At 69.2% G+C, this 25,216-nt stretch carries 21 protein-coding genes; 16 read left to right on the top strand and 5 right to left on the bottom strand.

Going from position 1 to position 25,216, the window contains the following annotated elements:
- Positions 1-5 precede the first annotated feature (5 nt).
- From K206_RS0104695 to K206_RS0104685, 4 genes are all read left to right on the top strand, one after another.
- Positions 6-1,196 (top strand): amidase, encoded by a 1,191-nt coding sequence (locus K206_RS0104695; RefSeq protein WP_020201255.1) that lies wholly within the window; start codon positions 6-8, stop codon positions 1,194-1,196.
- Between the two features lie 118 nt (positions 1,197-1,314).
- Positions 1,315-1,725, top strand: coding sequence for a DUF3830 family protein (locus K206_RS0104690; RefSeq protein ID WP_020201254.1), 411 nt, complete (start codon positions 1,315-1,317; stop codon positions 1,723-1,725).
- 332 nt (positions 1,726-2,057) lie between these two features.
- Entirely contained in the window at positions 2,058-2,660 is a 603-nt protein-coding gene (locus tag K206_RS41350) for a peptidoglycan recognition family protein (protein WP_081651316.1), read from the top strand.
- Entirely contained in the window at positions 2,654-3,091 is a 438-nt protein-coding gene (locus K206_RS0104685) for a hypothetical protein (protein ID WP_020201253.1), read from the top strand. The genes K206_RS41350 and K206_RS0104685 overlap by 7 nt, the downstream gene beginning before the upstream one ends.
- 81 nt (positions 3,092-3,172) lie before the next feature.
- Here K206_RS0104685 and K206_RS0104680 read toward each other — a convergent pair whose 3' ends face one another.
- Both K206_RS0104680 and K206_RS0104675 read right to left on the bottom strand, forming a co-directional pair.
- Entirely contained in the window at positions 3,173-6,283 is a 3,111-nt protein-coding gene (locus tag K206_RS0104680; RefSeq protein WP_020201252.1) for an efflux RND transporter permease subunit, read from the bottom strand.
- Between the two features lie 10 nt (positions 6,284-6,293).
- A complete protein-coding gene (locus tag K206_RS0104675) occupies positions 6,294-7,502 on the bottom strand; it encodes an efflux RND transporter periplasmic adaptor subunit (RefSeq protein WP_029043238.1) in 1,209 nt (402 codons plus the stop codon).
- A gap of 336 nt (positions 7,503-7,838) precedes the next feature.
- Here K206_RS0104675 and hpnD point away from each other — a divergent pair, with 336 nt between their 5' ends.
- Entirely contained in the window at positions 7,839-8,675 is an 837-nt protein-coding gene (gene hpnD / locus K206_RS0104670) for a presqualene diphosphate synthase HpnD (RefSeq protein WP_020201250.1), read from the top strand.
- 153 nt (positions 8,676-8,828) lie between these two features.
- Positions 8,829-10,112 carry a Zn-dependent hydrolase gene (locus K206_RS0104665; protein ID WP_020201249.1) on the top strand — a complete coding sequence of 428 codons (1,284 nt, stop codon included), beginning with the start codon at positions 8,829-8,831 and terminating at the stop codon, positions 10,110-10,112.
- A gap of 113 nt (positions 10,113-10,225) precedes the next feature.
- Here K206_RS0104665 and K206_RS0104660 read toward each other — a convergent pair whose 3' ends face one another.
- The gene (locus K206_RS0104660; protein WP_029043237.1) at positions 10,226-10,582 is read right to left on the bottom strand and encodes a hypothetical protein; all 357 of its coding nucleotides are present in this window, start codon (positions 10,580-10,582) and stop codon (positions 10,226-10,228) included.
- A 332-nt stretch (positions 10,583-10,914) separates the two neighbouring features.
- Between K206_RS0104660 and ompR the strand changes: the two genes are divergently transcribed.
- The 6 genes from ompR to K206_RS0104630 all read left to right on the top strand — a co-directional run bounded on the left by ompR (position 10,915) and on the right by K206_RS0104630 (position 16,973).
- Positions 10,915-11,637 (top strand): two-component system response regulator OmpR, encoded by a 723-nt coding sequence (gene ompR, locus K206_RS0104655; RefSeq protein ID WP_006576352.1) that lies wholly within the window; start codon positions 10,915-10,917, stop codon positions 11,635-11,637.
- A gap of 10 nt (positions 11,638-11,647) precedes the next feature.
- Positions 11,648-12,997: an ATP-binding protein gene (locus K206_RS0104650; protein ID WP_020201247.1), complete on the top strand. Its 1,350-nt coding sequence runs from the start codon at positions 11,648-11,650 to the stop codon at positions 12,995-12,997.
- Positions 12,998-13,354: 357 nt separating this feature from the next.
- Positions 13,355-14,656 (top strand): MFS transporter, encoded by a 1,302-nt coding sequence (locus tag K206_RS0104645; protein WP_029043236.1) that lies wholly within the window; start codon positions 13,355-13,357, stop codon positions 14,654-14,656.
- Between the two features lie 328 nt (positions 14,657-14,984).
- Positions 14,985-15,533 carry a peroxiredoxin gene (locus K206_RS0104640; RefSeq protein WP_020201245.1) on the top strand — a complete coding sequence of 183 codons (549 nt, stop codon included), beginning with the start codon at positions 14,985-14,987 and terminating at the stop codon, positions 15,531-15,533.
- 140 nt (positions 15,534-15,673) lie between these two features.
- Positions 15,674-16,195 (top strand): carboxymuconolactone decarboxylase family protein, encoded by a 522-nt coding sequence (locus tag K206_RS0104635; protein WP_020201244.1) that lies wholly within the window; start codon positions 15,674-15,676, stop codon positions 16,193-16,195.
- A 208-nt stretch (positions 16,196-16,403) separates the two neighbouring features.
- On the top strand, positions 16,404-16,973 hold the full coding sequence (locus K206_RS0104630; RefSeq protein WP_020201243.1) for a GNAT family N-acetyltransferase: 570 nt from the start codon (positions 16,404-16,406) through the stop codon (positions 16,971-16,973).
- 35 nt (positions 16,974-17,008) lie between these two features.
- On the opposite strand, the gene ispF is transcribed toward K206_RS0104630, so the two are convergent.
- Positions 17,009-17,518: a 2-C-methyl-D-erythritol 2,4-cyclodiphosphate synthase gene (gene ispF / locus K206_RS0104625; RefSeq protein WP_020201242.1), complete on the bottom strand. Its 510-nt coding sequence runs from the start codon at positions 17,516-17,518 to the stop codon at positions 17,009-17,011.
- A gap of 47 nt (positions 17,519-17,565) precedes the next feature.
- Positions 17,566-18,330 carry a 2-C-methyl-D-erythritol 4-phosphate cytidylyltransferase gene (ispD, locus tag K206_RS0104620; protein WP_020201241.1) on the bottom strand — a complete coding sequence of 255 codons (765 nt, stop codon included), beginning with the start codon at positions 18,328-18,330 and terminating at the stop codon, positions 17,566-17,568.
- 564 nt (positions 18,331-18,894) lie between these two features.
- On the opposite strand from ispD, the gene mfd reads away from it, so the two are divergent.
- The 4 genes from mfd (at position 18,895) to K206_RS41345 (ending at position 25,202) form a co-directional block, all read left to right on the top strand.
- Entirely contained in the window at positions 18,895-22,359 is a 3,465-nt protein-coding gene (gene mfd, locus K206_RS0104615) for a transcription-repair coupling factor (protein ID WP_020201240.1), read from the top strand.
- 131 nt (positions 22,360-22,490) lie between these two features.
- Positions 22,491-23,696, top strand: coding sequence for an acetylornithine deacetylase (gene argE / locus K206_RS0104610; RefSeq protein WP_020201239.1), 1,206 nt, complete (start codon positions 22,491-22,493; stop codon positions 23,694-23,696).
- A gap of 133 nt (positions 23,697-23,829) precedes the next feature.
- Positions 23,830-24,684: a phosphoserine phosphatase SerB gene (serB, locus tag K206_RS0104605; RefSeq protein WP_020201238.1), complete on the top strand. Its 855-nt coding sequence runs from the start codon at positions 23,830-23,832 to the stop codon at positions 24,682-24,684.
- A 218-nt stretch (positions 24,685-24,902) separates the two neighbouring features.
- The gene (locus K206_RS41345) at positions 24,903-25,202 is read left to right on the top strand and encodes a hypothetical protein (RefSeq protein ID WP_081651315.1); all 300 of its coding nucleotides are present in this window, start codon (positions 24,903-24,905) and stop codon (positions 25,200-25,202) included.
- The last annotated feature ends 14 nt before the right edge of the window (positions 25,203-25,216 follow it).

Here is a 25,216-nt window from a genome sequence, read left to right as displayed (position 1 = left end):
ACCCCATGTCCCTGGCTACCCACCCCGCCCGCGCCTTCATGCCCTACCCCGTCGCTGCCGTCTCCAGCGCGTCGTCCGGCCCGCTCCACGGCCTGACCTTCGCCGCCAAGGACCTGTTCGACGTGGCGGGCTATCCCACCGGCGGCGGCAATCCGCACGTGCTGGCGCGGTCCGGCATCAAGACCGCCACCGCGCCCGCGGTGCAGTGCCTGCTCGACGCCGGCGCCACCTTCGTCGGCAAGACCCACACCGACGAGCTCGCCTTCTCGATGAACGGCAAGAACGCCCACTACGGCTCGCCGGTCAACGGCGCCGCGCCCGGGCGCATCACCGGCGGCTCGTCGTCCGGCTCCGCCTCGGCGGTGTCCAACAAGCTGTGCGACTTCGCGCTCGGCAGCGACACCGGCGGCTCGGTGCGCGCGCCGGCCAGCCATTGCGGTCTGTTCGGCATCCGCCCCTCGCACGGCCGCGTCTCGCTCGAGCGCACCCTGCCGCTGGCCGAGAGCCTCGACACCTGCGGCTTCTTCGCGCGCGACATCGCCACCTTCTCGCGCGTGGCCGACGTGCTGCTCGGCGCCGATGCGCGCGCGCTGCCGGGCGCGCCGCGCCTGCTGCTGGCCGAAGACCTGTTCCGCCTGCCCACCGCGCCCGCGCTGGACGCGCTGCTGCCGGTGGTCGGCCGCGTCGAGTCCGCGCTCGGCAAGGCCGCGCCGGTCACGGTGATGAACCAGCCGCTGCTCGACATCTGGTGGGCCTTCCGCTACGTGCAGGGCTGGGAAGCCTGGCAGGCCGACGGCGAACTGATCGAGCAATACGGCCTCAAGCTCGGCGCCGACGTGGCCGGCCGCTTCGCCTTCTCCAAGAGCGTCACCGCCGGGCAGTTCGAAGCCTCCACGGCGATCCGCCGCGCCGTCACCGCGCACGTCGGCGCGCTGCTCGGCGAGGACGGCGTGCTGCTGATGCCGACCATGCCCGACATCGCCCCGCTGTCCGGCGCCGACGACGACACGCTCGAGGACTACCGCAACCGCTCGTCCCAGATCCTCTGCCTGGCGCCGCTCACCGGCTTCCCGCAGATGAGCCTGCCGCTGTCCGGCCGCGACGGCGCGCCGCTCGGCCTCTCGCTGATGGGCCCAGCCGGCAGCGACCGCAGCCTGATCGCCTTCGCGGAACACCTCCTCGAGGCGCTGGGCTAAGCTACGCCTCTCGCCAGCATGCGCGCGCGCCGCCGGCCAGCCCGGCGGCGCGCGCGTTTCTGCCGCTTGTTTTTGCCCAATTCTTTCGACCAGTTCCGACCAGACCAGGAGAGCCTCAATGGCCCGTATCCGCATCACCGCCGGCGGCTACCAGTTCGTCGCCGAGACCAATCCCGACGCCCCGCTCACCGTAGCCGCCTTCACCAGGCTGCTGCCCTATCGCCAGAAGCTGATCCACGTGCGCTGGAGCGGCGAAGGCTGCTGGATTCCGCTGGGCGAGTTCAAGCTCGGCGTGGGCTTCGAGAACCACACCAGCCACCCCTCCGTGGGCGACATCCTGTTCTACCCGGGCGGCTACAGCGAGACCGAGATCATCCTCGCCTACGGCAGCTGCTGCTTCGCCAGCAAGATGGGCCAGCTCGCCGGCAACCACTTCCTGACCATCGTCGAAGGCAAGGAAAACCTGCGCGCGCTCGGCACCAAGGTGCTGTGGGAAGGCGCGCAGGATGTGGTGTTCGAGGCGATGTAAGACAACAAACGCCAGGCAGGCGTAACGTCAAAACTTGCAGTCGATTCGCAAGCAATCATTCGTGCGTAGTCAGCGTACGCCTGCCTATTCGAGTCAATTTATCGGACCCGTACCAAATTAACCGGGCGCTCGATACATTAATAACCATTCAATTCCCATCTTTCTGAAACTTCCCCAACAATCTCCATTTTCCCTTTGCTAGCCTACGCAAAGCATTTCCTCGGGAATGTGAAATCCTGAATCCCTGATATAACCGGCCATAGCGAGACTATTTCCTGGTTCAGCTTGCTTGCGCATTCGCAAATGGCCTGCTTTCGGATGAGAGAATTGGCATGATAATTTCGGAAAATGGTGAAATCGTCGACGGACGTGTACTTGGACGCATACAGAAATCCATCGAACGTGGCCAGATGTCCTCGATCGTGGGCATCGTTGTTCATCAGACCGGCAGCAGCTCGGCTGACTCCACCTTTCATAGCTATGCCAACGCATCGGCCAATGGCGCCCACTTCCTGATTGACAAGGACGGAACCATCTATCAGACGGCATCGGTCTACCGCAAGACAGCCCATGTTGGCAGACTCAAGGCCAGGTGCCTGGCTGAACATCGATGCAGTCCCGCCGAAATCAAGTCCTTGAAGGCATTCAATCCAGCGGCAGAACACGCCAAGGAAAAGAAAAAGACCGCACCGGATCGCTTCCCGTCAAACGAAGACGCGATCGGCATAGAACTTGTGGGAGAAGCGCTCCCTCGAGGCAATCTCGTACCTGACCACAAGAAAGTGTACGAGACAGTGACACCGTCGCAAAACGAAGCACTTCAATGGCTGATACGGAACCTGTCGCAGACCTTGGGAATATCGGCCCAGGAAGTGTTCAGGCATCCCGACATTTCCCGAAAGAATCACACGGAAGCGAGCACCGCGCAATGGTGAGAATCCTGGTCTTCCTGGCCGCGGCGAGCGCCATCATTCCCAACGCTCTCGCCAAGACCGAATGCGTCCCCGCAACCGAGTTCGAACCGCGCACCTGCCTCATCCACCTGCCGCAGATCCGGTCGGTCACGATCACGGAGAATGCGCGGCGCTCGCCGCTGGCCACCGATGCCGACTCCACCTGCAAGGATTTCGTCGTCACCGCGCGCACGGTGCGCCGCTTCCTGACTGGCGCAAGAGAGATCAGTCAGCAGGATGCGCTTCACGCCGTCGACTGGTCGCCGTGCTCGGCCGCCGGCGAGGTGTCGTTCAAGGACGGGAAACGGGGCACGTGGAGTGTCACGCAGTATCGGTCGGGCAATCTGGTCATCGAGGGCGAGCCCGGCGTGTCGCTCTATTGCCCCACGTGCCATTTCAAGCCGTTCCGGTGACGGGGGAATAGTCCCGGGCGAATAGTCCCCGTCCCGGCACGAAACAGGGCCGCGCAGGCTTGCGCGGCCCTGCCGGCTGCATCAGCGCGCCACCACCGCCCCCGCCTCCGGCGCCTTCACCCTGAACCACGCCGCGTACAGCGCCGGCAGGAACAGCAGCGTGAGCGCCGTGGCGACGATCAGGCCGCCCATGATGGCCACCGCCATCGGGCCCCAGAAGGCCGAGCGCGAGAGCGGGATCATGGCCAGCACGGCGGCCGCCGCGGTCAGGATGATGGGGCGGCAGCGGCGCACCGCCGATTCGACGATGGCTTCCCAGGCCGGCGCGCCGCCGCGGATGTCCTGCTCGATCTGATCGACCAGGATCACCGAGTTGCGGATGATCATGCCGAGCAGCGCGGTGATGCCGAGCTGGGCGACGAAGCCCATCGGCGCGCGCAGCAGCAGCAGCGTGGCGGCGGCGCCGATCAGGCCGAGCGGGCCGGTCAGGAACACCATCAGCGCGCGCGAGAAGCTGTGCAATTGCAGCATCAGCAGCGTGAAGATGATGAAGATGCACAGCGGCAGCTGCGCCGCGATGGAGGCGCCGGCCTTGCCGCTTTCTTCCTCGGCGCCGGCGACCGTGATGCGGTAGCCGGGCGGCAATTGCGCGCGCAGCGCGTCGAGCCTGGGATTGATCTGCGCGGTCACGGTGGGGCCCTGGATGCCTTCGACCACGTCGGACTGCACGGTCACGCCGAAGTCGCGGTTCTCGCGCCAGACCACGCCGGGCTCGGAGCGGAACGCGATGCGCGCCACCTGGGTCAGCGGCACCACGCGGCCGCTGGCGGTGGGCACCTGCACGTTCTGCAGGTCGGACATGGCGTCGCGCTCGTTGCGCGGGGCGCGCATCAGGATGTCGATCAGCTTGTCGCCGTCGCGGTACTGGCCGACCGCCACGCCGGTGAGCACGGTCTGGGTCACGCGCGCGATGGCGGTGCTGCTCACGCCGAGCGCGCGCGCCTTGTCCTGGTCGATGTCCAGGCGCAGCACCTTGACGCTCTCGTTCCAGTTGTCGTTGACGCCCTGCGTGTTGGGGTTGGCGCTCATCACCGCCTTGACCTCATCGGCCAGCTTGCGCACGCCGGCCGCTTCGGGGCCGATCACGCGGAACTGCACCGGATAGGCCACGGGCGGCCCGTTGGGCAGCAGCTTGACGCGCCCGCGCAGGTGCGGGAAATCGCTGGCCAGCAGGTCGGTCACGCGCTGGCGCACACGCTCGCGCAGGGCCACGTCGGCCGGCAGCACGATCACCTGCGCCACGTTGCTCTGCGGGAAGATCTGGTCGAGCGGCAGGTAGAAGCGCGGCGCGCCGGTGCCGACGAAGCTGGCCAGGCTGGCGATCTCGCGGTCGTCGCGCAGCGCGCGCTCGAAGCGCCGGGTCTCGGCCTCGGTCTGGGCGAAGCTGCTGCCTTCGGGCAGCCACAATTCCACCATCAGCTCGGGGCGGCTGGAGTCCGGGAAGAACTGCTTCTCGACGAACTTGAAGGCATAGAGGCCGAGGCCGAAAGCCACCAGCGTGACCGCGATCACGGTCTTGCGCCAGGTCACGCACCAGTGCACCAGCCGCCGGAAGCGGTTGTAGAACGGCGTGTCGAAGACCTCGTGCTGGGCGCCCTCGCCGGCCGGGCGGGCCTTGAGCAGCAGGTAGCCCAGGTAGGGCGTGAAATAGACCGCGGCCAGCCACGACAGCGCCAGCGCCAGCGCCGTCACGGCGAAGATGGCGAAGGTGTATTCGCCCACCGTCGAGCGCGCCAGCCCCACCGGCAGGAAGCCGGCGGCGGTGATCAGCGTGCCGGTCAGCATCGGCATGGCGGTGGAGGTGTAGGCGAAGGTGGCGGCCTCCATCTTGGAGAAGCCTTCCTCCAGCTTGCGCACCATCATCTCCACCGCGATGATGGCGTCGTCCACCAGCAGCCCGAGCGCCACGATCAGCGCGCCGAGCGAGATCTTGTGCAGGCCGATGCCGAACAGGTTCATGAACAGGAAGGTCACTGCCAGCACCAGCGGGATGGTCAGCGCCACCACCAGCCCGGGCCGCGCGTCCAGGCGCAGCGGCCGGGTGTGCAGGCCGAGCGAGACGAAGCTCACGCCCAGCACGATCACCACCGCCTCGATCAGCACGTGCACGAACTCGCCCACCGAGCGTTCCACCGCCTCGGGCTGGTTCTGCACCTGATCGAGCTCGATGCCGACCGGCAGCTGCCCGCGCAGGCCGTCCATCGCCGCGCGCAGGTTCTTGCCCAGCGCGATGATGTCGCCGCCCTTCTCCATCGAGATGCCGAGGCCGATCACTTCCTTGCCCTGGAAGCGCATCTTGCTCTGCGGCGGGTCCACGTAGCCGCGGTAGACGTGGGCGATGTCGCCGAGGCGGATGTTGGCGACGCCGCTGGGTCCGCGCAGCACCAGGTTCTCCAGGTCGGCCACGTCGGCGAACTGGCCCGACAGGCGCACCTGCAGGTTGTCGCCGGGCGTCACCAGCACGCCGCTGGCGTTCATGCCGTTCTGCTGCGAGATCTGGTCGGCGATGGCGTTGATGTCGAGCCCGAGCTGGGCGAAGCGGGCCTGGTTGAACTCGATGAAGATCTTCTCGTCCTGCAGCCCGATCAGCGCCACCTTGGCCACCGCGGGCACGCGCAGCAGCTGCTGGCGCACCAGGTCGGCGTACTCGCGCAGTTCCTTGTAGTTGAAGCCGTCGGCGGACAGCGCGTAGATCGAGCCGTACACGTCGCCGAACTCGTCGTTGAAGAACGGCCCGCGCACGCCGGCCGGCAGCGTCTGCGCGATGTCGCCGACCTTCTTGCGCACGGTGTACCAGATCTGCGCGGTCTCTTTGGCCGGCGAGGTGTCCTTGAGCTGGAAGATCACCGTGGTCTCGCCGGGCTTGGAGAAGCTGCGGATCTTGTCGGCGTAGGGCACTTCCTGCAGCTGGCGCTCGATCTTGTCGGTGACCTGCACGGCGATCTGCTCGGCGGTGGCGCCGGGCCAGTAGGCCTGCACCACCATCACGCGGAACGTGAACGGCGGGTCTTCGTCCTGGCCGAGCTGAAAGTAGGCGAACAGGCCGCCCAGCAGCAGCACCACCAGCAGGTAGCGCGTCAGCGGCTGGTGCTCGAGCGCCCAGCGCGAGAGGTTGAAGCGGGAATGTTCCATGCCGCGCGCCTCAGTTGCGCGCGGTGGCGGGCGCCACCGACGGCAGCGGCTTCACCTTCTGGCCGGGCTTGAGCAGGTGCACGCCGGCGGTGACGATGGTCTGCCCCGGCGCCAGCCCCCGCGTGACCTGCACCTCGTTGCCCTGCGGCTCGCCCAGCGTCACGCTGACCGGCCGCACGGTGCCGGCCACCGCGTTGGCGGCGGCCTCGTAGATCCAGACCTGGTTGCCGCCGCCCTGTTGCAGCAGCGCGGACAGCGGCACGCGCAGCGCGGCGCTGTCGCCGGTGCGCGTAAACGTCACCACCGCGGTCATGCCGAACTTGAAGTCGGCCGGCGGGTTGGGCACGCTGACGCGCGCGGCGTAGGTGCGCGTGACCGGGTCGGCCATCGGCGCGATCTCGCGCACGCGGCCCGGCAGCGGGCGGCCCGGCTCGGCCCAGGTGCGCACCGTCACGTCCGAGATGCCGCGCAGGCGCTCGACCTGGTCTTCGGGCAGCCCCACGGCCACTTCCTTCTCGGCGGTCTGCGCCACGCGCACCACCGGCTGTCCGGGCGTGACCACCTGGCCGACCTCGGCGTCGATGGCCGTGACCACGCCGTCGGCATCGGCGGGCAGCACGGCATAGGCGGTCTGGTTGGACTGGTTGCGCAGGCCGGCCTCGGCCTGGCGCAGGCGCGACACGGCGGAGTCGAAGGTAGCCTGGCGGCGCTGCTGCTCGGCGGCGCTGATGAAGCCCTTGGCGAACAGGTCGTTGTAGCGCTTGAGATCGGCCTCGGCGAGGTCGCGGTCGGTCCGGGCGGCGTCGAACTGCGCGCGCGAGCCGGCCTCGGCCAGGCCCAGGTCGGTCGGGTCGAGCCGCGCCAGCGGCTGGCCCTTGCGCACCGTGGCGCCCACGTCGACCAGCCGGGCGGCGATCTTGCCGCCCACGCGGAAGCCCAGGCGCGACTCGATGCGGGGCCGCACGTCGCCGGAGAACTCGAAATCGGTCTTGCCGGCGCCCGCCTGCAGGCGCATCAGGCGCACCGGGCGGACTTCCGGGGCCGGCTCCGGCTTGGGGCTGCAGGCCGCCAGCACCGCCAGCAGGCCAGCCGCGGCCAGGCAGGCAGCCAGGCCGCGCGCGCTCCGGGCGGCCCGGCCGACTCGGCCGGCGGGCGCGGAAAGCGAGGAAGAAAACACTTCGGCGGCCGCGACGTCCGGCCTGGGGCAAGGCACTGGCATGAATTGAGCGTGAGATCGGTGGGACTGCGGGCACAGCGAGAGCCGGCGGGGCAATTAATAACCCGCCGGTCAGCAATATAGCGGGGTGGACCCGAATGCGTCAAACGGCGCTCCGTGGGGGAAGCCCTCTAAAGCGCCCGCGGCGGCGCTTGCCGACCGTCCCGGACACCACCGGCAGGCGATGGCGGCAAGCGCGGCGGATTGTCGCAGCGGCGCGCCCGGCGCATGCGGGCCGGCGCGGGCGCGGTGCTACAATCCGCCGCGTTCCCCGGGCGGCCCCGCCGCCCGGCGCGGATGCCCCCCGCGGATGCCCCCACTTCACCGACCGAGACCGGCGTGACGCCCGATCAGTATTGCCAAGACAAAGCCGCCCGCAGCGGCTCCAGCCTCTATTACAGCTTCCTGTTCCTGCCGCCCGCGCAGCGCCAGGCGATGACGGCGCTGCACGCCTGGTGCCGTGAGATCGGCGATGCCGTCGACGACACCCAGGACGCCAGCGTGGCGCACCAGCAACTGGCCTGGTGGCGCAACGAGATCGGCCAGATGTTCATGGGCGCGCCCAGCCATCCGGTCACGAAGGCGCTCCAGCCCCACGCGCAGGCCGCCGGGCTGACGCAGGCGATGTTCGGCGAGGTGCTCGAAGGCATGGAGATGGACCTCGCCCAGTCGCGCTACCTCGACGACATCGCGCTGGCCCGCTATTGCCATCACGTGGGCGGCGTGGTCGGCACCATGAGCGCGCGCCTGCTGGGCTGCCAGGACCCCAGCACGCTGGCATTCGCCGAAAAGCTCGGCCTGTCGCTGCGGCTGGTCGACATCCTGCGCGACGTGGGCGAGGACGCCCGGCGCGGGCGCATCTACCTGCCCGTCAACACCATGCAGCGCTTCCAGGTGCCGGCGGCCGAGATCACGCGCGGCACGCATTCGGAGCGCTTCGCGGCGCTGATGCGCGAGCGCGCCGGGCAGGCCCGCGCGCTGCACCGCGAGGCGCTGGCGCTGCTGCCGCGCGCCGACCGCCGCGCCCAGCGCGCCGCGCTGGTGATGGGCGCGATCCACCAGGCGCTGCTCGACGAGCTGGAGGCGAGCGACTTCCAGGTGCTGAACCAGCGCATCTCGCTCACGCCCATGCGCAAGCTGTGGATCGCGTGGAAGACGTGGCTGCGCAACCGCTGACGCGCGCCGGGCGCGCCAGGGGCGTGGCTTGCCGCGAGAATTGAGCGCGCCGGCGGCGTTATCATCCCGGTTTCACCCCCATTTCGCCATTCCCGCTTCGCGCCGCCCGCCCGCCGGGGGCGCGGCGCTGCTGGCACGCTTTTCTTTCCTGTCATGACCCAGTCCACTCCGCTCCCGCAAGCCGGCGCCCCGCTCGGCCAGACCATCCTCGACCAGGCCGACGCGCTGGCCCGCTTCTCGGACATGGAAGGCGGCCTGACCTGCGCCTACCTGACCCCGGCCCACCGCGCCGCGCAGGCGCAACTGGCCGAGTGGATGCGCGCGGCCGGCATGGCGGTGCGCATCGACGCCATCGGCAACGTGATCGGCCGCTACGCCGCCGACCCCGCCGCGGGCGAGGCGGCGCGCGTGCTGATGACCGGCTCGCACTTCGATACGGTGCGCAACGGCGGCCGCTACGACGGCCGGCTCGGCATCCTGCTGCCGGTGGCGGTGGCGGGCGCGCTCAACGCGGCCGGCATCCGCCTGCCCTATCACTTCGACGTGGTCGCCTTCGCCGAGGAAGAAGGGCTGCGCTTCAAGACCAGTTTCCTGGCCAGCAGCGTGCTGGCCGGCCGCTTCGACCCGGCCCTGCTGGCGCGCGCCGACGCCGACGGCGTGACGCTGCGCGAGGCGCTGGCCGCCTCCGGCCTGCCGGGCGCGGGCAGCCTCGACGCGCTGCGGGCCGCGGCGGTCGATCCCGCCATGCTGCACGGCTTCGTCGAGGTCCACATCGAACAGGGCCCGGTGCTGCTGCACCACGAACTGCCGCTGGGCGTCGTCACCCAGATCGCCGGCAGCAGCCGCTTCCAGGTGCGCGTGCGCGGTCTGGCCAGCCACGCCGGCACCACGCCGATGACCATGCGCAAGGACGCCGCCGCCGCGGCGGCCGAGATGGTGCTGCTGGTGGAGCGCCGCTGCGGCGCGGCACCCACGCTGGTGGGCACCGTGGGCCAGTTGCAGGTGCCGAACGGGTCGAGCAACGTCATTCCCGGCGAGTGCGTGTTCTCGATGGACATCCGCGCCGGCGAGGACGGCATCCGCGAAGCCGCCATCGCCGACATCCTGGCCGGCATCGAGGCCATCGCCGCGCGGCGCGGCCTGGCCGCCGAGGTGGAGCGCGTGGCGCCGGTCAACAACGCGCCGTGCGCGCGCTGGCTGATGGACCAGTTCGGCGCGGTGCTGAAAAAGCGCGGGCTGGAAGCGTTCGAGCTGCCCTCGGGCGCCGGCCACGACGCCATGATGATGCAGCGCATCACCGACGTGGCCATGCTGTTCGTGCGCTGCGGCAACGGCGGCATCAGCCACAACCCGCTGGAGACCATCACCGCCGCCGATGCCCAGCTCGCGGCGGAAACGTTCGTGGATTTCCTGCGGCATTTCCAGCCGCGCGGCTAGGCGCCGCGAGCCGGATCGGTAAGAGGCATGCCAATCACAACGCCCCGCCGGAAGGCCGGCAAGCCCGCGCAGGCATGGTGCGGGCAAGGGGCGGGCATGCGGCGGGCGCGGCGTCAGCCGCCCTGGTACATCTCCCGCCCGAGGTCATAGAGGTTCTGGCGCAGCTTGCGGCGCTCGTCGGGCGAGAGCTTGTCGTTGGACTGGTCGCGCGACAGCCGTTCGTTGAGATCGCGCTCGGCGCGGTACTTGCCGGCGCGGGCGCGCGCCTCGTCCTGGCCGAAGCGCTCGCGCTCGTTGCGCGCGAAGCCGTCGCGGGCGGGGGGATTGGGCGCGGCGGCCCGCCCCGGACTCTGCAGCAGATGCGCCATGCCCGGCGACTGGGCATGGCCGGCGCCGGCGGCGAGCAGCAATGCCACCGCCGCGCCGGTACGATAAAGAGAAATCCCGGCGCGCTTGCGGGTAACTTTCATTGATAATGGCGGTTTTCGCTTCTGGAACGGCGGCCGGCCGGCCTGCCGGAAGCAGGAGATCCCGTTGCCCCGCCGCGCGCATCCTCCGGTATTGCCCGGGGTCGTGCACGGCGACACCCGCGCAAGCGGCACGAACTGCGGCAAAACCCGCGGTGCGAGCCGCAGTACAAGCCGCGGCAAAGCCGCGGTACGAGCGCGCGCGGGCGCGGCTGCGGAAACGGTATGCGGCAGTGTACAAGGACGCCGGATGCGCGCCGCCATGCCACGGGGTAAAGTATGTAACCTTTTGTTAAGCCATTTTGAGCGAAAGCGATTGTCGCTAAGATACCGCCATGGAAAATACCAGCCACAAGATTCTCGTCGTGGACGACGATCCCCGTCTGCGCGACCTGCTGCGCCGCTACCTTGGCGAACAGGGCTTCACGGTACTGGTAGCGGAAAACGCCACCGCGATGAACAAGCTCTGGCTGCGCGAGCGTTTCGACCTGCTGGTCCTCGACCTGATGATGCCCGGCGAGGATGGCCTGTCGATCTGCCGCCGCCTGCGCGGAGCCAATGACCAGACCCCGATCATCATGCTCACCGCCAAGGGCGAGGACGTGGACCGCATCGTCGGCCTCGAGATGGGCGCCGACGACTACCTGCCCAAGCCGTTCAACCCGCGCGAGCTGATCGCCCGCATCCACGCCGTGCTGCGCCGCAAGGGTCCGGCCGAGGTGCCCGGCGCGCCTTCGGAAACGCCGGAGACCTTCGCCTTCGGCGACTTCGTGCTCAACCTGGCCACGCGCACGCTGACCAAGAACGACGAGGAGATCACGCTGACCACCGGCGAATTCTCGGTGCTCAAGGTGTTCGCCCGCCATCCGCGCCAGCCGCTGTCGCGCGAGAAGCTCATGGAAATGGCGCGCGGGCGCGAATATGAAGTCTTCGACCGCAGCCTCGACGTGCAGATCTCGCGCCTGCGCAAGCTGATCGAACCCGATCCGGGCAACCCGAGGTTCATCCAGACCGTCTGGGGGCTCGGCTACGTATTCATTCCCGATGGCGTGAAGTAAGGCGCCGCGCATGGCGACCGCCCTCGGCCGCGCGGCCACACGCCTGTTCGGTTCGCTGTTCTGGCGGACCTTCATGCTGATCGCCCTCCTGCTGGCGCTTTCGCTCGGTATCTGGTTCCAGAGCTACCGGCTGTTCGAGCGCGCGCCGCGCGCCCAGCAGATCGCCATGCAGGTGGTCAGCGTGGTCAAGCTCACGCGCGCCGCCCTGCTCTATTCCGACCCCGCGCGGCGGCGCTTCCTGCTGCTCGACCTGGTGCAGAACGAAGGCATCAAGGTCTACCCGCGCGAGAAGGACGACGATTTCTCCCGGCCCACGACCAACCCGTTCCTGACCCAGCTGGTGCAGCAGGAGATCCGCGGCCGGCTCGGCGAGGACACCGTGATCGCCACCACCGTCAACGACATTCCCGGCGTGTGGGTCAGCTTCGAGATCGAGGGCGACGACTACTGGGTGGCGATCAGCCCCGAGCGCTTCGAGCGCGTGCCCGGCATCCAGTGGCTGTGGTGGAGCATCGCCGCGCTGCTGCTGTCGATCATCGGCGCCGCCTTCATCACCTCGCTGGTCAACCATCCGCTCAAGCGGCTGGCCAACGCGGCGCGCGCCATCGGCGGCGGCGGCGACCCGCCCACGCTGCCCGAGCACGGCGCCAGCGAAGTGGCGCTGGCCAACCACAGCTTCAACCAGATGGTGCGCGACCTGCGCCAGCTCGACGACGACCGCGTGGTCATGCTGGCCGGCATCTCGCACGACCTGCGCACGCCGCTCACGCGGCTGCGGCTGGAGACCGAGATGTCGCCCGTGGACGACGCCACGCGCGAGGCGATGATCGCCGACATCGAGCAGATGGACGCGATCATCGGCCAGTTCCTCAATTACGCCCGCCCCGCGCTGGAAACGGTGGAGCCGGTCGACCTGTCGGCGCTGGTGCAGGACGCGGTGGGCGTCTACGGCGCGCACGACGACGTGCAGGTGCACGTGCGCGCGGGCGAGCCCGTGATGGCGGTGGCCAACCGCATGGAAGTACAGCGCATCCTCGACAACCTCGTGGAGAACGCGCGGCGCTACGCCAAGGCCGAGGACAACGGCGTGGCGGTGGTCGAGATCAGCACCCGCATCGAAGACAAGGAAGCGGTGCTGACCGTGGCCGACAACGGCAGCGGCGTGCCCGAGGCGCAGCTGCCGCTGCTCACGCGCCCGTTCTACCGGCTCGACGGCGCGCGCAGCGAGGCCAAGGGCGCGGGGCTGGGGATGTCGATCGTCAACCGCATCCTGCAGCGCAACGGCGGCCGGCTGATGCTGGCCAACCGGCCGCCGCCCGAGACCGGGCTGGTGGTGAGCGCATTTTTTCGGCGCGCCTAGCAGCCGTTTCAAGAGGATCCTGGCGTCGTCGCATCGAAGGCCATTTCGCAGTGCCCCGCGCGGGCATCGCGAAATGGCCTTCCGCATTTCCGCCCCAGCCCTGCGCCCGGAAAGCCCGCCGCAAGTGCCCCTCCCCACACCCGCGCCGGCGACTGACAGGTTTTCGACAGCCGCTGATATCAATTTGAAAGGCCTTTGACAGCGGATTGACAGCGCCCCGGCGCAAACTCCCGCCATCAGCCGGACCGCCGCCCACGGCACCGCGCAGCCACGCGCGCGGCCTCCCCGCAAGGCTGACAGAAACCACCACAATCAAGCCGCCGGGACTGACCGGCGGCGCCTGCGAGAGACAGCCACATGTCAAGCTCCACGTCCCAGCAGCACGGGTTCCGTACCGTGTTCCGCGTTGTCAGCGGCAACTTCCTGGAAATGTACGATTTCATGGTGTACGGCTTCTACGCCGCCGCCATCGCCAGGACGTTCTTTCCGAGCGGCAACGAATTCGCTTCCCTGATGCTTTCGCTCGCGACCTTCGGCGCGGGCTTCCTGATGCGCCCGCTCGGCGCGATCGTGCTGGGCGCCTACATCGACCACCACGGCCGCCGCAAGGGCCTGATCCTGACGCTGGTGCTGATGGCGTGCGGCACCCTGCTGATCGCCTGCGTGCCGGGTTATGCCTCGATCGGCGTGGCCGCGCCGCTGCTGGTGCTGGCCGGGCGCCTGCTGCAGGGCTTTTCCGCCGGCGTCGAGCTCGGCGGCGTGTCGGTCTACCTGGCGGAAATCGCCCAGCCCGGCAAGAAGGGCTTCTACGTGGCCTGGCAGTCGGCCAGCCAGCAGGTCGCGGTGATCTTCGCCGGTCTGCTGGGCGTGGCGCTGCACGCGCTGCTGTCGCCCGAGCAGATGGGCGAATGGGGCTGGCGCGTGCCGTTCGTGATCGGCTGCCTGATCGTGCCGTTCCTGTTCCTGATCCGCCGCTCGCTGGAAGAGACCGAGGAATTCAAGGCACGCAAGCACCGCCCGAGCGTGGGCGAGATCTACCGCTCGATGGCCGCCAACTGGCGCATCATCGTGGCCGGCTGCCTGCTGGTGGTGATGACCACGGTGTCGTTCTACATGATCACGGCCTACACGCCGACCTTCGGCAAGACCGTGCTCAAGCTCGACGACGTGGACAACCTGATCGTCACCATGTGCATCGGCCTGTCCAACTTCATCTGGCTGCCGCTGATGGGCGCCGTGTCGGACCGCGTGGGCCGCAAGCCGATGCTGATCCTGTTCACCGTCCTCACGCTGGCCACGGCCTATCCGGCGGTATCGTGGCTGGTGGCCGAGCCGTCGTTCGGCCGCCTGCTGATGGTGGAGCTGTGGCTGTCCTTCCTGTACGGCGGCTATAACGGCGCGATGGTGGTGGCGCTGACCGAAGTGATGCCGCCGGCGGTGCGCACGGCCGGCTTCTCGCTGGCGTACAGCCTCGCCACGGCGCTGTTCGGCGGCTTCACGCCGGCGATCTCCACCTACCTGATCCACAGCACCGGCAACAAGGCCGCGCCCGGCCTGTGGCTGATGTTCGCCGCCGCGTGCGGGCTGGCCGCCACGCTGACGATCTTCCGCGCCGGCCGGCAGCAGGCCTACGTGGAAGCGGCCGGCAAGGCCGCCTGAACACGGCCGCCATGCGGCACCGGCGCGCCGGCCGCGCGCCGGTGGAGTAGACTTCCGATGCCGGCCGGCCTGGCCTGCGCGATGCCCCTGCATGGCACGCGCGGCGCGTGTCCCGGCTGACATGGCGCCGCAACATGCGGCGGCCACCATCGTTGGCCGGTGCGCATGGCCGGTGCGCGCAGGCGCCCCCCCGGCTATCGGGCTCTTTGAGATTTTCAATTAGCCCGGCCTCCGGGGATGACGCATAATCCATGTTCGTTGCGCTGCTGTTCTGCCCCGGCGGATGGCGGCGCGAGCGTCTCTCTTCAACCGCATCCAGGAGCAGTCTATGAAGACCGTTGGTGACAAGATCGAAGCCTTCCACGTCGTCGGTGTCAAGCCGGGTTTCAACAACCATGAAGAGAATGGCCAGTCGGCATTCGAAGACATCACCGAGAAGTCGTTCGAAGGCAAGTGGAAGATCATTTACTTCTACCCGAAGGACTTCACCTTCGTGTGCCCGACCGAAATCGTTGCCTTCGCCAAGCTCAACGGCGACTTCGCCGACCGCGACGCGATCGTGCTGGGCGGCTCGACCGACAACGAATTCGTGAAGCTGGCATGGCGCCGTGAACACAAGGACCTGAACAAGCTGGACCAATGGCAGTTCGCCGACGTGACCGGCTCGCTGATCGACCAGCTCGGCGTGCGTGACCACGCCGCCGGCGTCGCCCTGCGCGCCACCTTCATCGTCGACCCGGACAACGTGATCCAGCACGTGTCGGTGAACAACCTGAACGTCGGCCGCAACCCGGACGAAGTCCTGCGTATCCTGGACGGCCTGCAAACGGACGAACTGTGCCCGTGCAACCGCGCCGTTGGCGGTGCCACGCTGTAAGCTTCAGTACGGCTTGCATGCAGCGCAAACTGCCGGTGCCACAAGGCCGGCGGTTTGCGGCGATCTGCGCGCGGGCTGCGGCCCGCGTCTCGAAACCCGCCCCGGCGGGTTTTTTGAGCCCCTACCGATAGGAGATTTGTATGGAATTCATCAGCACGATTAAGGGCCTGATTCCCGACTACGCCAAGGACATCCGCCTGAACCTCGACGGCACCATCGCGCGCTCCTCGCTCGAGGGCAACGATGCCGTGGCCGTGGCCCTGGCCGCCGCCTTCGCCGCCAAGAGCCGCGTGCTCGTCGACACGATCCGCAACTCCGGCGTGCTGTCGCCCGAGGAAACCAACGCGGTGCTGACCGCCGCCGCGCTGATGGGCATGAACAACGTCTGGTATCCGTACATCGAGATGGCCGACGACCCCGATCTGGCCAGCCAGCCCGCGGGCCTGCGCATGAACGCGTATGCCACGCACGGCGGCGTGGACAAGCGCCGCTTCGAGATGTACGCGCTGGCCGCGTCCATCGTCGGCAAGTGCCATTTCTGCGTCAAATCGCACTACCAGCTGCTCAAGAACGAGCAGGGCATGACCGCGCAGCAACTGCGCGACGTGGGCCGCATCGCCGCCGTGATCGTGGCGGCCGCCAACGTGATCGCCGCGGAATAAACTCCCCGCAAAACGCCCCCGCAGCTCGCCACGGGCGGGAAGGCAGGCGCCTTCCCGCCATGTTGGCCACCGCATTGGCCAACATGACGGCCATCATGACGGCCACCGCACCGGCGCCTGTTGCCGGCGCGCCAAGTCGGTAATTCACTGACTGCTTTTGTGCTCCGAAGGGCCTACAATCCAGCAAGGTCACAGCCTTCGCCCCACCATGAGCACCCTGCCTTCGCATACTTCCCCGCGCTTTCGCTACCGTCTTGCCGCCGTGCACGACTGGGGCGACATCGCCGCCGTGACCCAGCAGGCCTACGGGCAATATGAGCTGGAGATCATGGAGGACTGCCGCGCGTCGTTCCAGCAGGGCATGAAGTCCGTGCTGGCGGCGAACACCTCGGAAATGGAATGGTGGGTGGCGGAGACCGATCACGGCGTCAGCGGCGCCGTGCTGTTCTGCCATCCCGGCGCGACCGTGCCGGTGCTCGACGGCAGCACCGTCACGCTGGCCCTGCCCGAGGCGCGGCTGCTGGCGGTCAGCCCGCAGGCGCGCGGGCTGGGCCTGGGGCGCACGCTGATGCAGGTCTGCATTCAGCGCACGCGCGACATCGGCGCCGGCGCGCTGCTGGTGCGCACCATGCCCGAGATGAAGTCCGCCAACCGCCTGTGCCAGCAGATGGGCTTCGTCAAGCGCACCGAGGCCGGCGCGCGCGCGGGCGCGATGGCCCGCCTGATCGACTACGTCTACGCGGTGCCGCCCGAAGGCGCGGCGGCGCCCAAGGGCTGAGCGCGCGCGTCGCTCCTCCGTTTTCCCTCGATCCTTCAGTCCTGCTGCTGCGTGATCGTGCCGCGCCAGATCAGCACCACCGCCTGCGCCACGATGCCTTCCTGGCGCCCCTCGAAGCCGAGCTTCTCGTTGGTCTTGGCCTTGACGTTGCAGCTCGCGGGCGGCAGCCCGAGGTCCTCGGCCAGGTTGGCCACCATGCCGCCGACGTGCGGCGCCAGCTTCGGCGCCTGCGCGATCACCGTCGCGTCCACGTTGCCGATCTCGTAGCCGGCCTCGCGCACGCGCCGGGCCGCCTCGCGCAGCAGCACGCGGCTGTCGGCGCCGGCGAAGCGCGCGTCGGTGTCGGGGAAATGGCGGCCGATGTCGCCCAGGCCGGCCGCGCCGAACAGCGCGTCGGTGATGGCGTGGAGCAGCGCGTCCGCGTCGGAGTGGCCCAGCAGGCCGCGGTCGTGGGGAATGTCCACGCCGCCCAGGATGAGCTTGCGCCCGGGCACCAGGGCATGTACGTCGTAGCCTTGGCCGACACGGATATCGAATGGGGTCATGGAAGCGTCACTCCTTCAGGGACAGGGGTTCGAATGGGCAAGGCGGATCAGGACCGCGCGGCGGCGTCGCCCAGCAGCAGCTCGGCCAGCGCGAAGTCTTCCGGATACGTCACCTTGAAGTTGCGCAGCGAGCCGTTCACCAGGCGCGGATGCAAGCCCAGCCGCTCGATGGCGCTGGCCTCGTCCGTCACCACCGCGCCGGCCGCCAGCGCTTCCTGCAGGGCCTGGCGCAGCACGCCGATGCGGAACATCTGCGGCGTCTGCGCCTGCCACAGGCCTTCGCGCGGCACGGTGGCGCCGATGCGCACCGCCGCGCCCTGGCCCGGCGCGTCGCTGGCGCGCTTGAGCGTGTCGGGTACGGGGATCGCGAGGATGCCGCCGATGGCGGCGTCGGGGCCGTCTTCCTCACCGCCCTCGCCTTCCACCGCGCGCACCAGCGCGTGGATCATGGCGGGCGTCAGGCCGGGGCGCGCGGCATCGTGCACAAGCACCCAGTCGCGCTCGGTGGCGCCGAGCTGCGCCAGGTGATGCAGGCCCGCCAGCACCGAGGCGTGGCGCGTGTCGCCGCCCACGAAGGCGGTATCGAAGCGCAGCCCGGCAAACGTGCCGGCGCCGAAGCGCGACTCCAGCGGCATGTCGTCCGGCGCCAGCACCAGCGCGGTCGCGCTGACGGCATCGCAGGCGGCGAAGGCAGCCAGCGCGTACCAGATCATCGGCCGGCCGGCCACGGTCTGGTATTGCTTGGGCAGGCTGCCGCCGGCGCGGCTGCCGGTACCGGCACAGGGGATCAGGGCAAAGCGGCGGACGGACACGGATGGCGCAAGGAAACGAAGTGGGTGCGCGGGGCACGGGACGCGCGGCAAGGCCAGCGGATGCTGGCCGCCGGGGGGAAGGCGGGCAAACGCGGCTCCTGATGCGCAGCTCTTGGAACGGCTGTTGAAACGTGGATTCGGTGCGCATTCTATAATACGGCCTTCGCTCGCGGACAAACGGGCGATGAAAGCACAATGCCGAAGCGCGCCGCCGCCCGCTTCGGCACGGGTTGCATGCAGCGACACCCCGCCCGCGATGCCGGCGGGGTGTCGCTGCTGCGCGGCCCGCGCTTTCTCGTTCGTCTTGCCGCCGTCCTGCGTTCGTTTCGCGTTCGTTGTGTGGCCCGCCGCGTGCCCGCCGTGCGTTGTGCGTGGCGCCGCATGCGTGCGTCACATGTGTCCACTAACGTGCCCATGCCACCGATGCGCGACGATACGCGACGATACGCGCGCGTTTGCTCGATTGCCCGATTGCCCGCGCCCTGCCGCTCCGGTGCCCCGGTGTCCGTTTGCCGAATGCCCGCCGCAGCAAGGCCTCCGCACCCAACCGCCAGTCCGTACCTGATGCCCGAAGCCAATCGTCCCGTCCCTTTCGCCAGCCTGCCCTTGGTCAAGGCCGGCCAGCGCCACACCATCGCCGGCCTGCCGGGCTCCGCCGACGCGCTGGCGCTGGCCGCCTACGCGCGCCAGCACCGCGCGCGCGTGCCGATGCTGGCGGTGGTCTGCGCCAACGCGACCGACGCGCAGCGGCTGGCCGACGAGATCCCGTGGTTCGCGCCGGAGCTGCGCGTGCGCCTGCTGCCGGACTGGGAAACGCTGCCCTACGACAGCTTCTCGCCGCACCAGGACCTGGTCTCCGAGCGGCTGGCCACGCTGCACGACATCCAGGGCGGCCAGTGCGACATCATGCTGGTGCCGGCGCAGACCGTGCTCTACCGGCTGGCGCCGCCGGCCTTCCTGGCGGCCTACACCTTCTTCTTCAAGCAGGGCGAGCGGCTCGACGAAAACGCGCTCAAGGCGCAGTTCACGCTGGCCGGCTACGAGCACGTCAGCGCGGTGATGCGCCCCGGCGAGTACAGCGTGCGCGGCGGGCTGATCGACCTCTATCCGATGGGCTCCGCGCTGCCTTACCGCATCGACCTGTTCGGCGACGAGATCGAGACCATCCGCGCGTTCGACCCCGACACGCAGCGCAGCCTCTACCCGGTCAAGGAAGTGCGCCTGCTGCCGGGCCGCGAATTCCCGCTCGACGAAGCCGCGCGCACCGCCTTCCGCGGCCGCTGGCGCGAGCTGTTCGAGGGCGACCCGACCAAGTCGCCGATCTACAAGGACATCGGCAACGGCGTGCCGTCGGCCGGCATCGAGTACTACCTGCCGCTGTTCTTCGAGCAGACCGCGACCGCCTTCGACTACCTGCCGGCGGGCAGCCAGCTTGCCTTCGTGGGCGACGTGCCCGACGCCATCCGCCGCTTCTGGGCCGACACCACGCAGCGCTACAACTTCATGCGGCACGACCGCGAGCGCCCGCTGCTCACGCCGGCCACGCTGTTCCTCTCCGACGAGCAGTTCTTCACCGCCGCCAAGCCGCTCGCGCGCCTGGTGCTGCAGGCGACCAACGACAACACCGCCGCCGCGCCGCTGGCCGAGGCCCTGCCCGACGTCTCGGTCAACCGCCGCGCCGAAGACCCGCTGGTCAACCTCGAGGCGCTGCTGCTCAGGAAGGACCGGCGCGTGCTGATGTGCGCCGACTCCGCCGGCCGGCGCGAGACGCTGATGCAGCTGTTCGGCGAGAGCGGCCTGCGCCCGCTGCCGGTGGACGACTTCGCCGCGTTCCTGGCCGGCGACTCGCATTTCTCCATCGCGGTGGCGCCGCTGCAGAGCGGCTTCGCGCTGCCGGCCGCCGACGGCGGCGCGCCGCTGGCCTTCGTCACCGAGGCCGAGCTCTACGCCGGCGTGGCGCGCCGCACCGGACGGCGCAAGCAGGAACAGGCCAGCGCGGTCGATTCGATGGTGCGCGACCTGGCCGAGCTCAAGATCGGCGACCCGGTGGTGCACAGCGAGCACGGCATCGGCCGCTACCAGGGGCTGGTGACGCTGGACCTGGGCCAGGGCAACGAGGAATTCCTGCACCTGGACTACGAGAAAGGCAGCAAGCTCTACGTGCCGGTGCACCAGCTGCACGTGATCTCGCGCTACTCCGGCGCCGACCCCGACACCGCGCCGCTGCACTCGCTCGGCTCCGGCCAGTGGGAGCGCGCCAAGCGCCGCGCCGCGCAGCAGATCCGCGACACCGCCGCCGAGCTGCTCAACCTGTACGCGCGGCGCGCCGCGCGCGAGGGCCATGCGTTCCCGCTCTCTCCCAGGGACTACGAGAAGTTCGCCGAGAGCTTCGGCTTCGAGGAAACGCCGGACCAGGCCGCCGCCATCTCCGCGGTGATCGCCGACATGACCTCGGGCAAGCCGATGGACCGCCTGGTGTGCGGCGACGTGGGCTTCGGCAAGACCGAGGTGGCCTTGCGCGCGGCCTTCGTCGCGGTGATGGGCGGCAAGCAGGTGGCCATGCTGGCGCCCACCACGCTGCTGGCCGAGCAGCATTTCCAGAACCTCTCCGACCGCTTCGCCGAATGGCCGGTGCGCATCGTCGAGCTGTCGCGCTTCAAGACCAGGAAGGAGATCGACGGCGCCATCAAGATGATCAACGACGGCACCGCCGACATCGTCATCGGCACCCACAAGATGCTGTCCGACGACGTGCGCTTCCAGCGCCTGGGCCTGGTCATCATCGACGAGGAACACCGCTTCGGCGTGCGCCAGAAGGAGGCGCTCAAGACGCTGCGCGCCGAGGTCGACGTGCTGACGCTGACCGCCACGCCGATCCCGCGCACGCTGGGCATGGCGCTCGAGGGGCTGCGCGACTTCTCCGTGATCGCCACCGCGCCGCAGAAGCGCCTGGCCATCAAGACCTTCGTGCGGCGCGAGGAAGACGGCGTGCTGCGCGAGGCCATCCTGCGCGAGCTCAAGCGCGGCGGCCAGGTCTACTTCCTGCACAACGAGGTCGAGACCATCGAGAACAAGCGCGCCAAGCTCGCCGAGCTGGTGCCGGAGGCGCGCATCGCGGTGGCGCACGGGCAGATGCACGAGCGCGAACTGGAGCGCGTGATGCGCGATTTCGTCGCGCGGCGCGACAACATCCTGCTGTGCACCACCATCATCGAGACCGGCATCGACGTGCCGACCGCCAACACCATCCTGATCCACCGCGCCGACAAGTTCGGCCTGGCGCAGCTGCACCAGCTGCGCGGGCGGGTCGGGCGCTCGCACCACCAGGCCTACGCCTACATGCTGGTGCACGACGTGGACGGCCTGAGCAAGCTGGCGCAGCGCCGGCTCGAGGCGATCCAGCAGATGGAGGAACTGGGCTCGGGCTTCTACCTCGCCATGCACGACCTGGAGATCCGCGGCGCCGGCGAAGTGCTCGGCGACAAGCAGTCGGGCGAGATCCACGAGATCGGCTTCCAGCTCTACACCGACATGCTCAACGCCGCCGTGAAGGCGCTCAAGGGCGGCAAGGAGCCGGACCTGATGGCGCCGCTGGCGGCCACCACCGAGATCAACCTCGGCACGCCGGCGCTGCTGCCCAGCGACTACTGCACCGACGTGCACGAGCGCCTGTCGCTGTACAAGCGGCTGGCCAACTGCGAGACGGCCGAGCGCGTGGACGACATCCAGGAAGAGCTGATCGACCGCTTCGGCCGCCTGCCGGACCAGGCCCAGGCGCTGATCGAGACGCACCGCCTGCGCATCGCCGCGGTGCCGCTGGGCGTGCGCAAGATCGACGCGAACGAGACCGCCATCAGCATGCAGTTCCTGCCCAACCCGCCCATCGACGCGCTCAGGATCATCGAGCTGGTGCAGAAGAACCGCCACATCAAGCTGGCCGGCCAGGACAAGCTGCGCATCGAGGGCAAGATGGCCGACGTGGCCGTGCGCGCGCAGACCATCAAGCACACCCTGCGGCAACTGGCCTGATCATTGCTCGCTTCCCGGGTCCGCCACGCGGCGGCCCCGGGATGGTGCGCCACGCATGGACCCCGGTCCGCGCGCGGTGTAGCATCACCCGCTTGACACCTTATCCAAAGCCATACCAAAGGCACCCCGCCATGCAAGCCGACACCCTCAGCAAGCCTGCCGACGCCGCCCCCCGCGGCAGCGCCCTCGACTGGATCCAGCGCCTGGTCAGCTACGACACCACCAGCCGCCATTCCAACCTCGGCCTGATCGAGACGGTACGCGACCATTTCCTCGCCAAGGGCCTGCGTCCGCACCTGAGCTACAACCCGCAGAACGACAAGGCCAACCTGTTCGTCACCGTGCCCGCCGCCAACGGCGCCACCGACGGCGGCATCGTGCTGTCCGGCCACACCGACGTGGTGCCGGTGGACGGCCAGAACTGGACCACCGACCCGTTCAAGCCGGTGATGCGCGACGGCCGCCTGTACGGCCGCGGCACCTGCGACATGAAGGGCTTCATCGGCACCAGCCTGGCGCTGCTGCCCGCCATCCTGCAGGCCAAGCTGCGCGAGCCGGTGCACTACGCGCTGTCGTTCGACGAGGAAATCGGCTGCATGGGCGCGCCCTACCTGCTGGCCGAGCTGCGCGAGCGCGGCGTGCGCCCGGCCGGCTGCATCGTGGGCGAGCCCACCAGCATGCGCGTGATCGTCGCGCACAAGGGCATCAACGCCTACCGCTGCTGCGTCAAGGGCCAGGCCGCGCATTCGTCGCTCACGCCCAGGGGCGTCAACGCCATCGAATACGCCGCGCGCCTGATCTGCTTCATCCGCGACATCGCCGACGAGTTCAAGGCCAACGGCCCCTACGACCAGGCCTTCGACGTGCCGTTCACCACCGCGCAGACCGGCACCATCCAGGGCGGCATCGCGCTCAACACCATCCCGGCGCTGTGCGAGTTCGTGTTCGAGTTCCGCAACCTGCCCGGGGTCGACCCGGAAGCGATCTTCGCGCGCATCCAGGCCTACGCCAACGACGTGCTGCTGCCGAAGATGCGCGCCGAGCATGCCGACGCGGGCCTGGCCATCAGCAAGATCGCCGCCGCGCCCTCGCTCGACGTGGCCGAGCAGGAAGCCATCACGCAACTGGTGCGCGCGCTGACCGCCGACCGCGACGTCAACAAGGTGGCCTACGGCACCGAGGCCGGCCTGTTCCAGCGCGCCGGCATCCCGGCCGTGGTGTGCGGCCCCGGCGATATCCAGCAGGCCCACAAGCCGGACGAGTACGTCGAGCTGGCGCAGCTCACCGCGTGCGAATCGTTCCTGCACAAGGTGATCGACAGCCTGCGCGCGAGCTGAGCGAAATCGGCTCCGCGGGGTTGTGGGGCCGGCGGGCGCGCGGACGTTTACAATACGGGTCCTTGCCGCCACGGCGGCCTGCCATTCCGCATCCAACGCTACCCGGCGCGCCGCGCGCGCCCGCATCCACGCCATGCCCCTGATTCTCCAAAGCCTCGCGCCGATCGGCGCCGCCGACCTCGACGCGCTGCGTTCCCTGGCCCAGGCGCCGCAACTGGCCGCGCGCACCGGCCAGGTCGCCACCGCCGACGACTGCGCGCCGCTCACGCCCGCGCTGCGCGAAGCGCTCGACGCCTTCTGCGGCCCGCGCGCCATCGACTGGGCCATCGTGCCGGCCGGGCGCAGGCTGTCGGACTTCAGGCTGGTGGCGATGGACATGGACTCCACGCTCATCACCATCGAGTGCATCGACGAGATCGCCGATTTCTGCGGCCTCAAGGCCGAGGTCTCGGCCATCACCGAGGCCGCCATGCGCGGCGAGATCACCGATTTCAACGAGAGCCTGCGCCGCCGCGTGGCGCTGCTCAAGGGCCTCGACGCCAGCGTGCTGGAGCGCGTCTACGAAGAGCGCCTGCGCCTGTCGCCGGGCGCCGAGAACATGCTGCGGGCCGTGCAGGCGCTGGGCCTGCGCACGCTGCTGGTGTCGGGCGGCTTCGTGCATTTCACCGACAAGCTCAAGCCGCGGCTGGGGCTCGACTTCACGCGCGCCAACACGCTGGAGATCGTCGGCGGCAAGCTCACCGGCCAGGTGCTCGGCGAGATCGTCAACGCCGACGTGAAGGCCCGCACGGTGCGCGAGGTGTGCGCGCAGATCGGCGCCGATCCGGCCCAGGCCATCGTCATGGGCGACGGCTCCAACGACCTCAAGATGATGGCCGTGGCCGGCCTCTCGGTGGCGTTCCGCGCCAAGCCGGTGGTGCGCGCGCAGGCCAGCGTGGCGTTCAACCACGTCGGGCTCGACGGCCTGCTGCAACTGTTCCCGCACTGATTTCCGCGCGTTGATCCGCCCCGCCCCGGGGCGCGCGCAGCCTGCCCTGCCCCGGCGCCCGCCGGGGTTTCCCCTCCGTCCCGCCGCCTGATCGTCCCTGCCCGCCCGCGCAGGGCGCCTTGTCACGCACCGTTGCGGGGCAAATTTCCCTCTCCAGGCTTGCAAGTACAAATCGTAATCATTATCATTTGTCTTTCCCAGAATAATCCCGACCCGCCATGCAAGTGCTCGCCGTGCTGCTTGGGTTGGGCGGCGCCTGTGGTTTTTATCTTGCATCGCCCAACCAGCGCCTTCTTTCTCCCCTGCCATCCGCCGCCACCGCCTGGCTGTGCCGGCTAGCGGCAGTAGCCGTCGCCGTGTCGGCCTGGGCATGGAGCACGGCGCAGGGCTGGCCCTGCGCCATTGCCGCGACGCTGGCCACGGTCGGCACCGGCCTGTCGCTGTGGCCGTTCGCGGGCGCCTGCCTCGATGCGCGGCGCCGGCGCCAGGAGCGGCAACCGGCGGGAGCCGCCCGATGACGGCGGCGAGCCTG

The organism is Cupriavidus sp. WS (assembly GCF_000395345.1).
Lineage (GTDB): Bacteria > Pseudomonadota > Gammaproteobacteria > Burkholderiales > Burkholderiaceae > Cupriavidus > Cupriavidus basilensis_B.
The sequence above is the reverse complement of the archived record's forward strand: the minus strand, read 5'-3'. Positions and strand labels throughout refer to the sequence as shown.

Bases quoted from the DNA above. Each gene is read 5' to 3' on its own strand.
- serB (WP_020201238.1), top strand. From the start codon at position 23,830: ATGCCCCTGATTCTCCAAAGCCTCGCGCCGATCGGCGCCGCCGACCTC.
- K206_RS0104650 (WP_020201247.1), top strand. From the start codon at position 11,648: ATGGCGACCGCCCTCGGCCGCGCGGCCACACGCCTGTTCGGTTCGCTG.
- K206_RS0104660 (WP_029043237.1), bottom strand. From the start codon at position 10,582: ATGAAAGTTACCCGCAAGCGCGCCGGGATTTCTCTTTATCGTACCGGC.
- K206_RS0104665 (WP_020201249.1), top strand. From the start codon at position 8,829: ATGACCCAGTCCACTCCGCTCCCGCAAGCCGGCGCCCCGCTCGGCCAG.
- K206_RS0104685 (WP_020201253.1), top strand. From the start codon at position 2,654: ATGGTGAGAATCCTGGTCTTCCTGGCCGCGGCGAGCGCCATCATTCCC.
- K206_RS0104640 (WP_020201245.1), top strand. From the start codon at position 14,985: ATGAAGACCGTTGGTGACAAGATCGAAGCCTTCCACGTCGTCGGTGTC.
- K206_RS0104630 (WP_020201243.1), top strand. From the start codon at position 16,404: ATGAGCACCCTGCCTTCGCATACTTCCCCGCGCTTTCGCTACCGTCTT.
- ispF (WP_020201242.1), bottom strand. From the start codon at position 17,518: ATGACCCCATTCGATATCCGTGTCGGCCAAGGCTACGACGTACATGCC.
- K206_RS0104645 (WP_029043236.1), top strand. From the start codon at position 13,355: ATGTCAAGCTCCACGTCCCAGCAGCACGGGTTCCGTACCGTGTTCCGC.
- argE (WP_020201239.1), top strand. From the start codon at position 22,491: ATGCAAGCCGACACCCTCAGCAAGCCTGCCGACGCCGCCCCCCGCGGC.
- K206_RS0104690 (WP_020201254.1), top strand. From the start codon at position 1,315: ATGGCCCGTATCCGCATCACCGCCGGCGGCTACCAGTTCGTCGCCGAG.
- K206_RS0104695 (WP_020201255.1), top strand. From the start codon at position 6: ATGTCCCTGGCTACCCACCCCGCCCGCGCCTTCATGCCCTACCCCGTC.
- K206_RS0104680 (WP_020201252.1), bottom strand. From the start codon at position 6,283: ATGGAACATTCCCGCTTCAACCTCTCGCGCTGGGCGCTCGAGCACCAG.
- K206_RS0104675 (WP_029043238.1), bottom strand. From the start codon at position 7,502: ATGCCAGTGCCTTGCCCCAGGCCGGACGTCGCGGCCGCCGAAGTGTTT.
- mfd (WP_020201240.1), top strand. From the start codon at position 18,895: ATGCCCGAAGCCAATCGTCCCGTCCCTTTCGCCAGCCTGCCCTTGGTC.
- K206_RS41350 (WP_081651316.1), top strand. From the start codon at position 2,058: ATGATAATTTCGGAAAATGGTGAAATCGTCGACGGACGTGTACTTGGA.
- K206_RS41345 (WP_081651315.1), top strand. From the start codon at position 24,903: ATGCAAGTGCTCGCCGTGCTGCTTGGGTTGGGCGGCGCCTGTGGTTTT.
- K206_RS0104635 (WP_020201244.1), top strand. From the start codon at position 15,674: ATGGAATTCATCAGCACGATTAAGGGCCTGATTCCCGACTACGCCAAG.
- ompR (WP_006576352.1), top strand. From the start codon at position 10,915: ATGGAAAATACCAGCCACAAGATTCTCGTCGTGGACGACGATCCCCGT.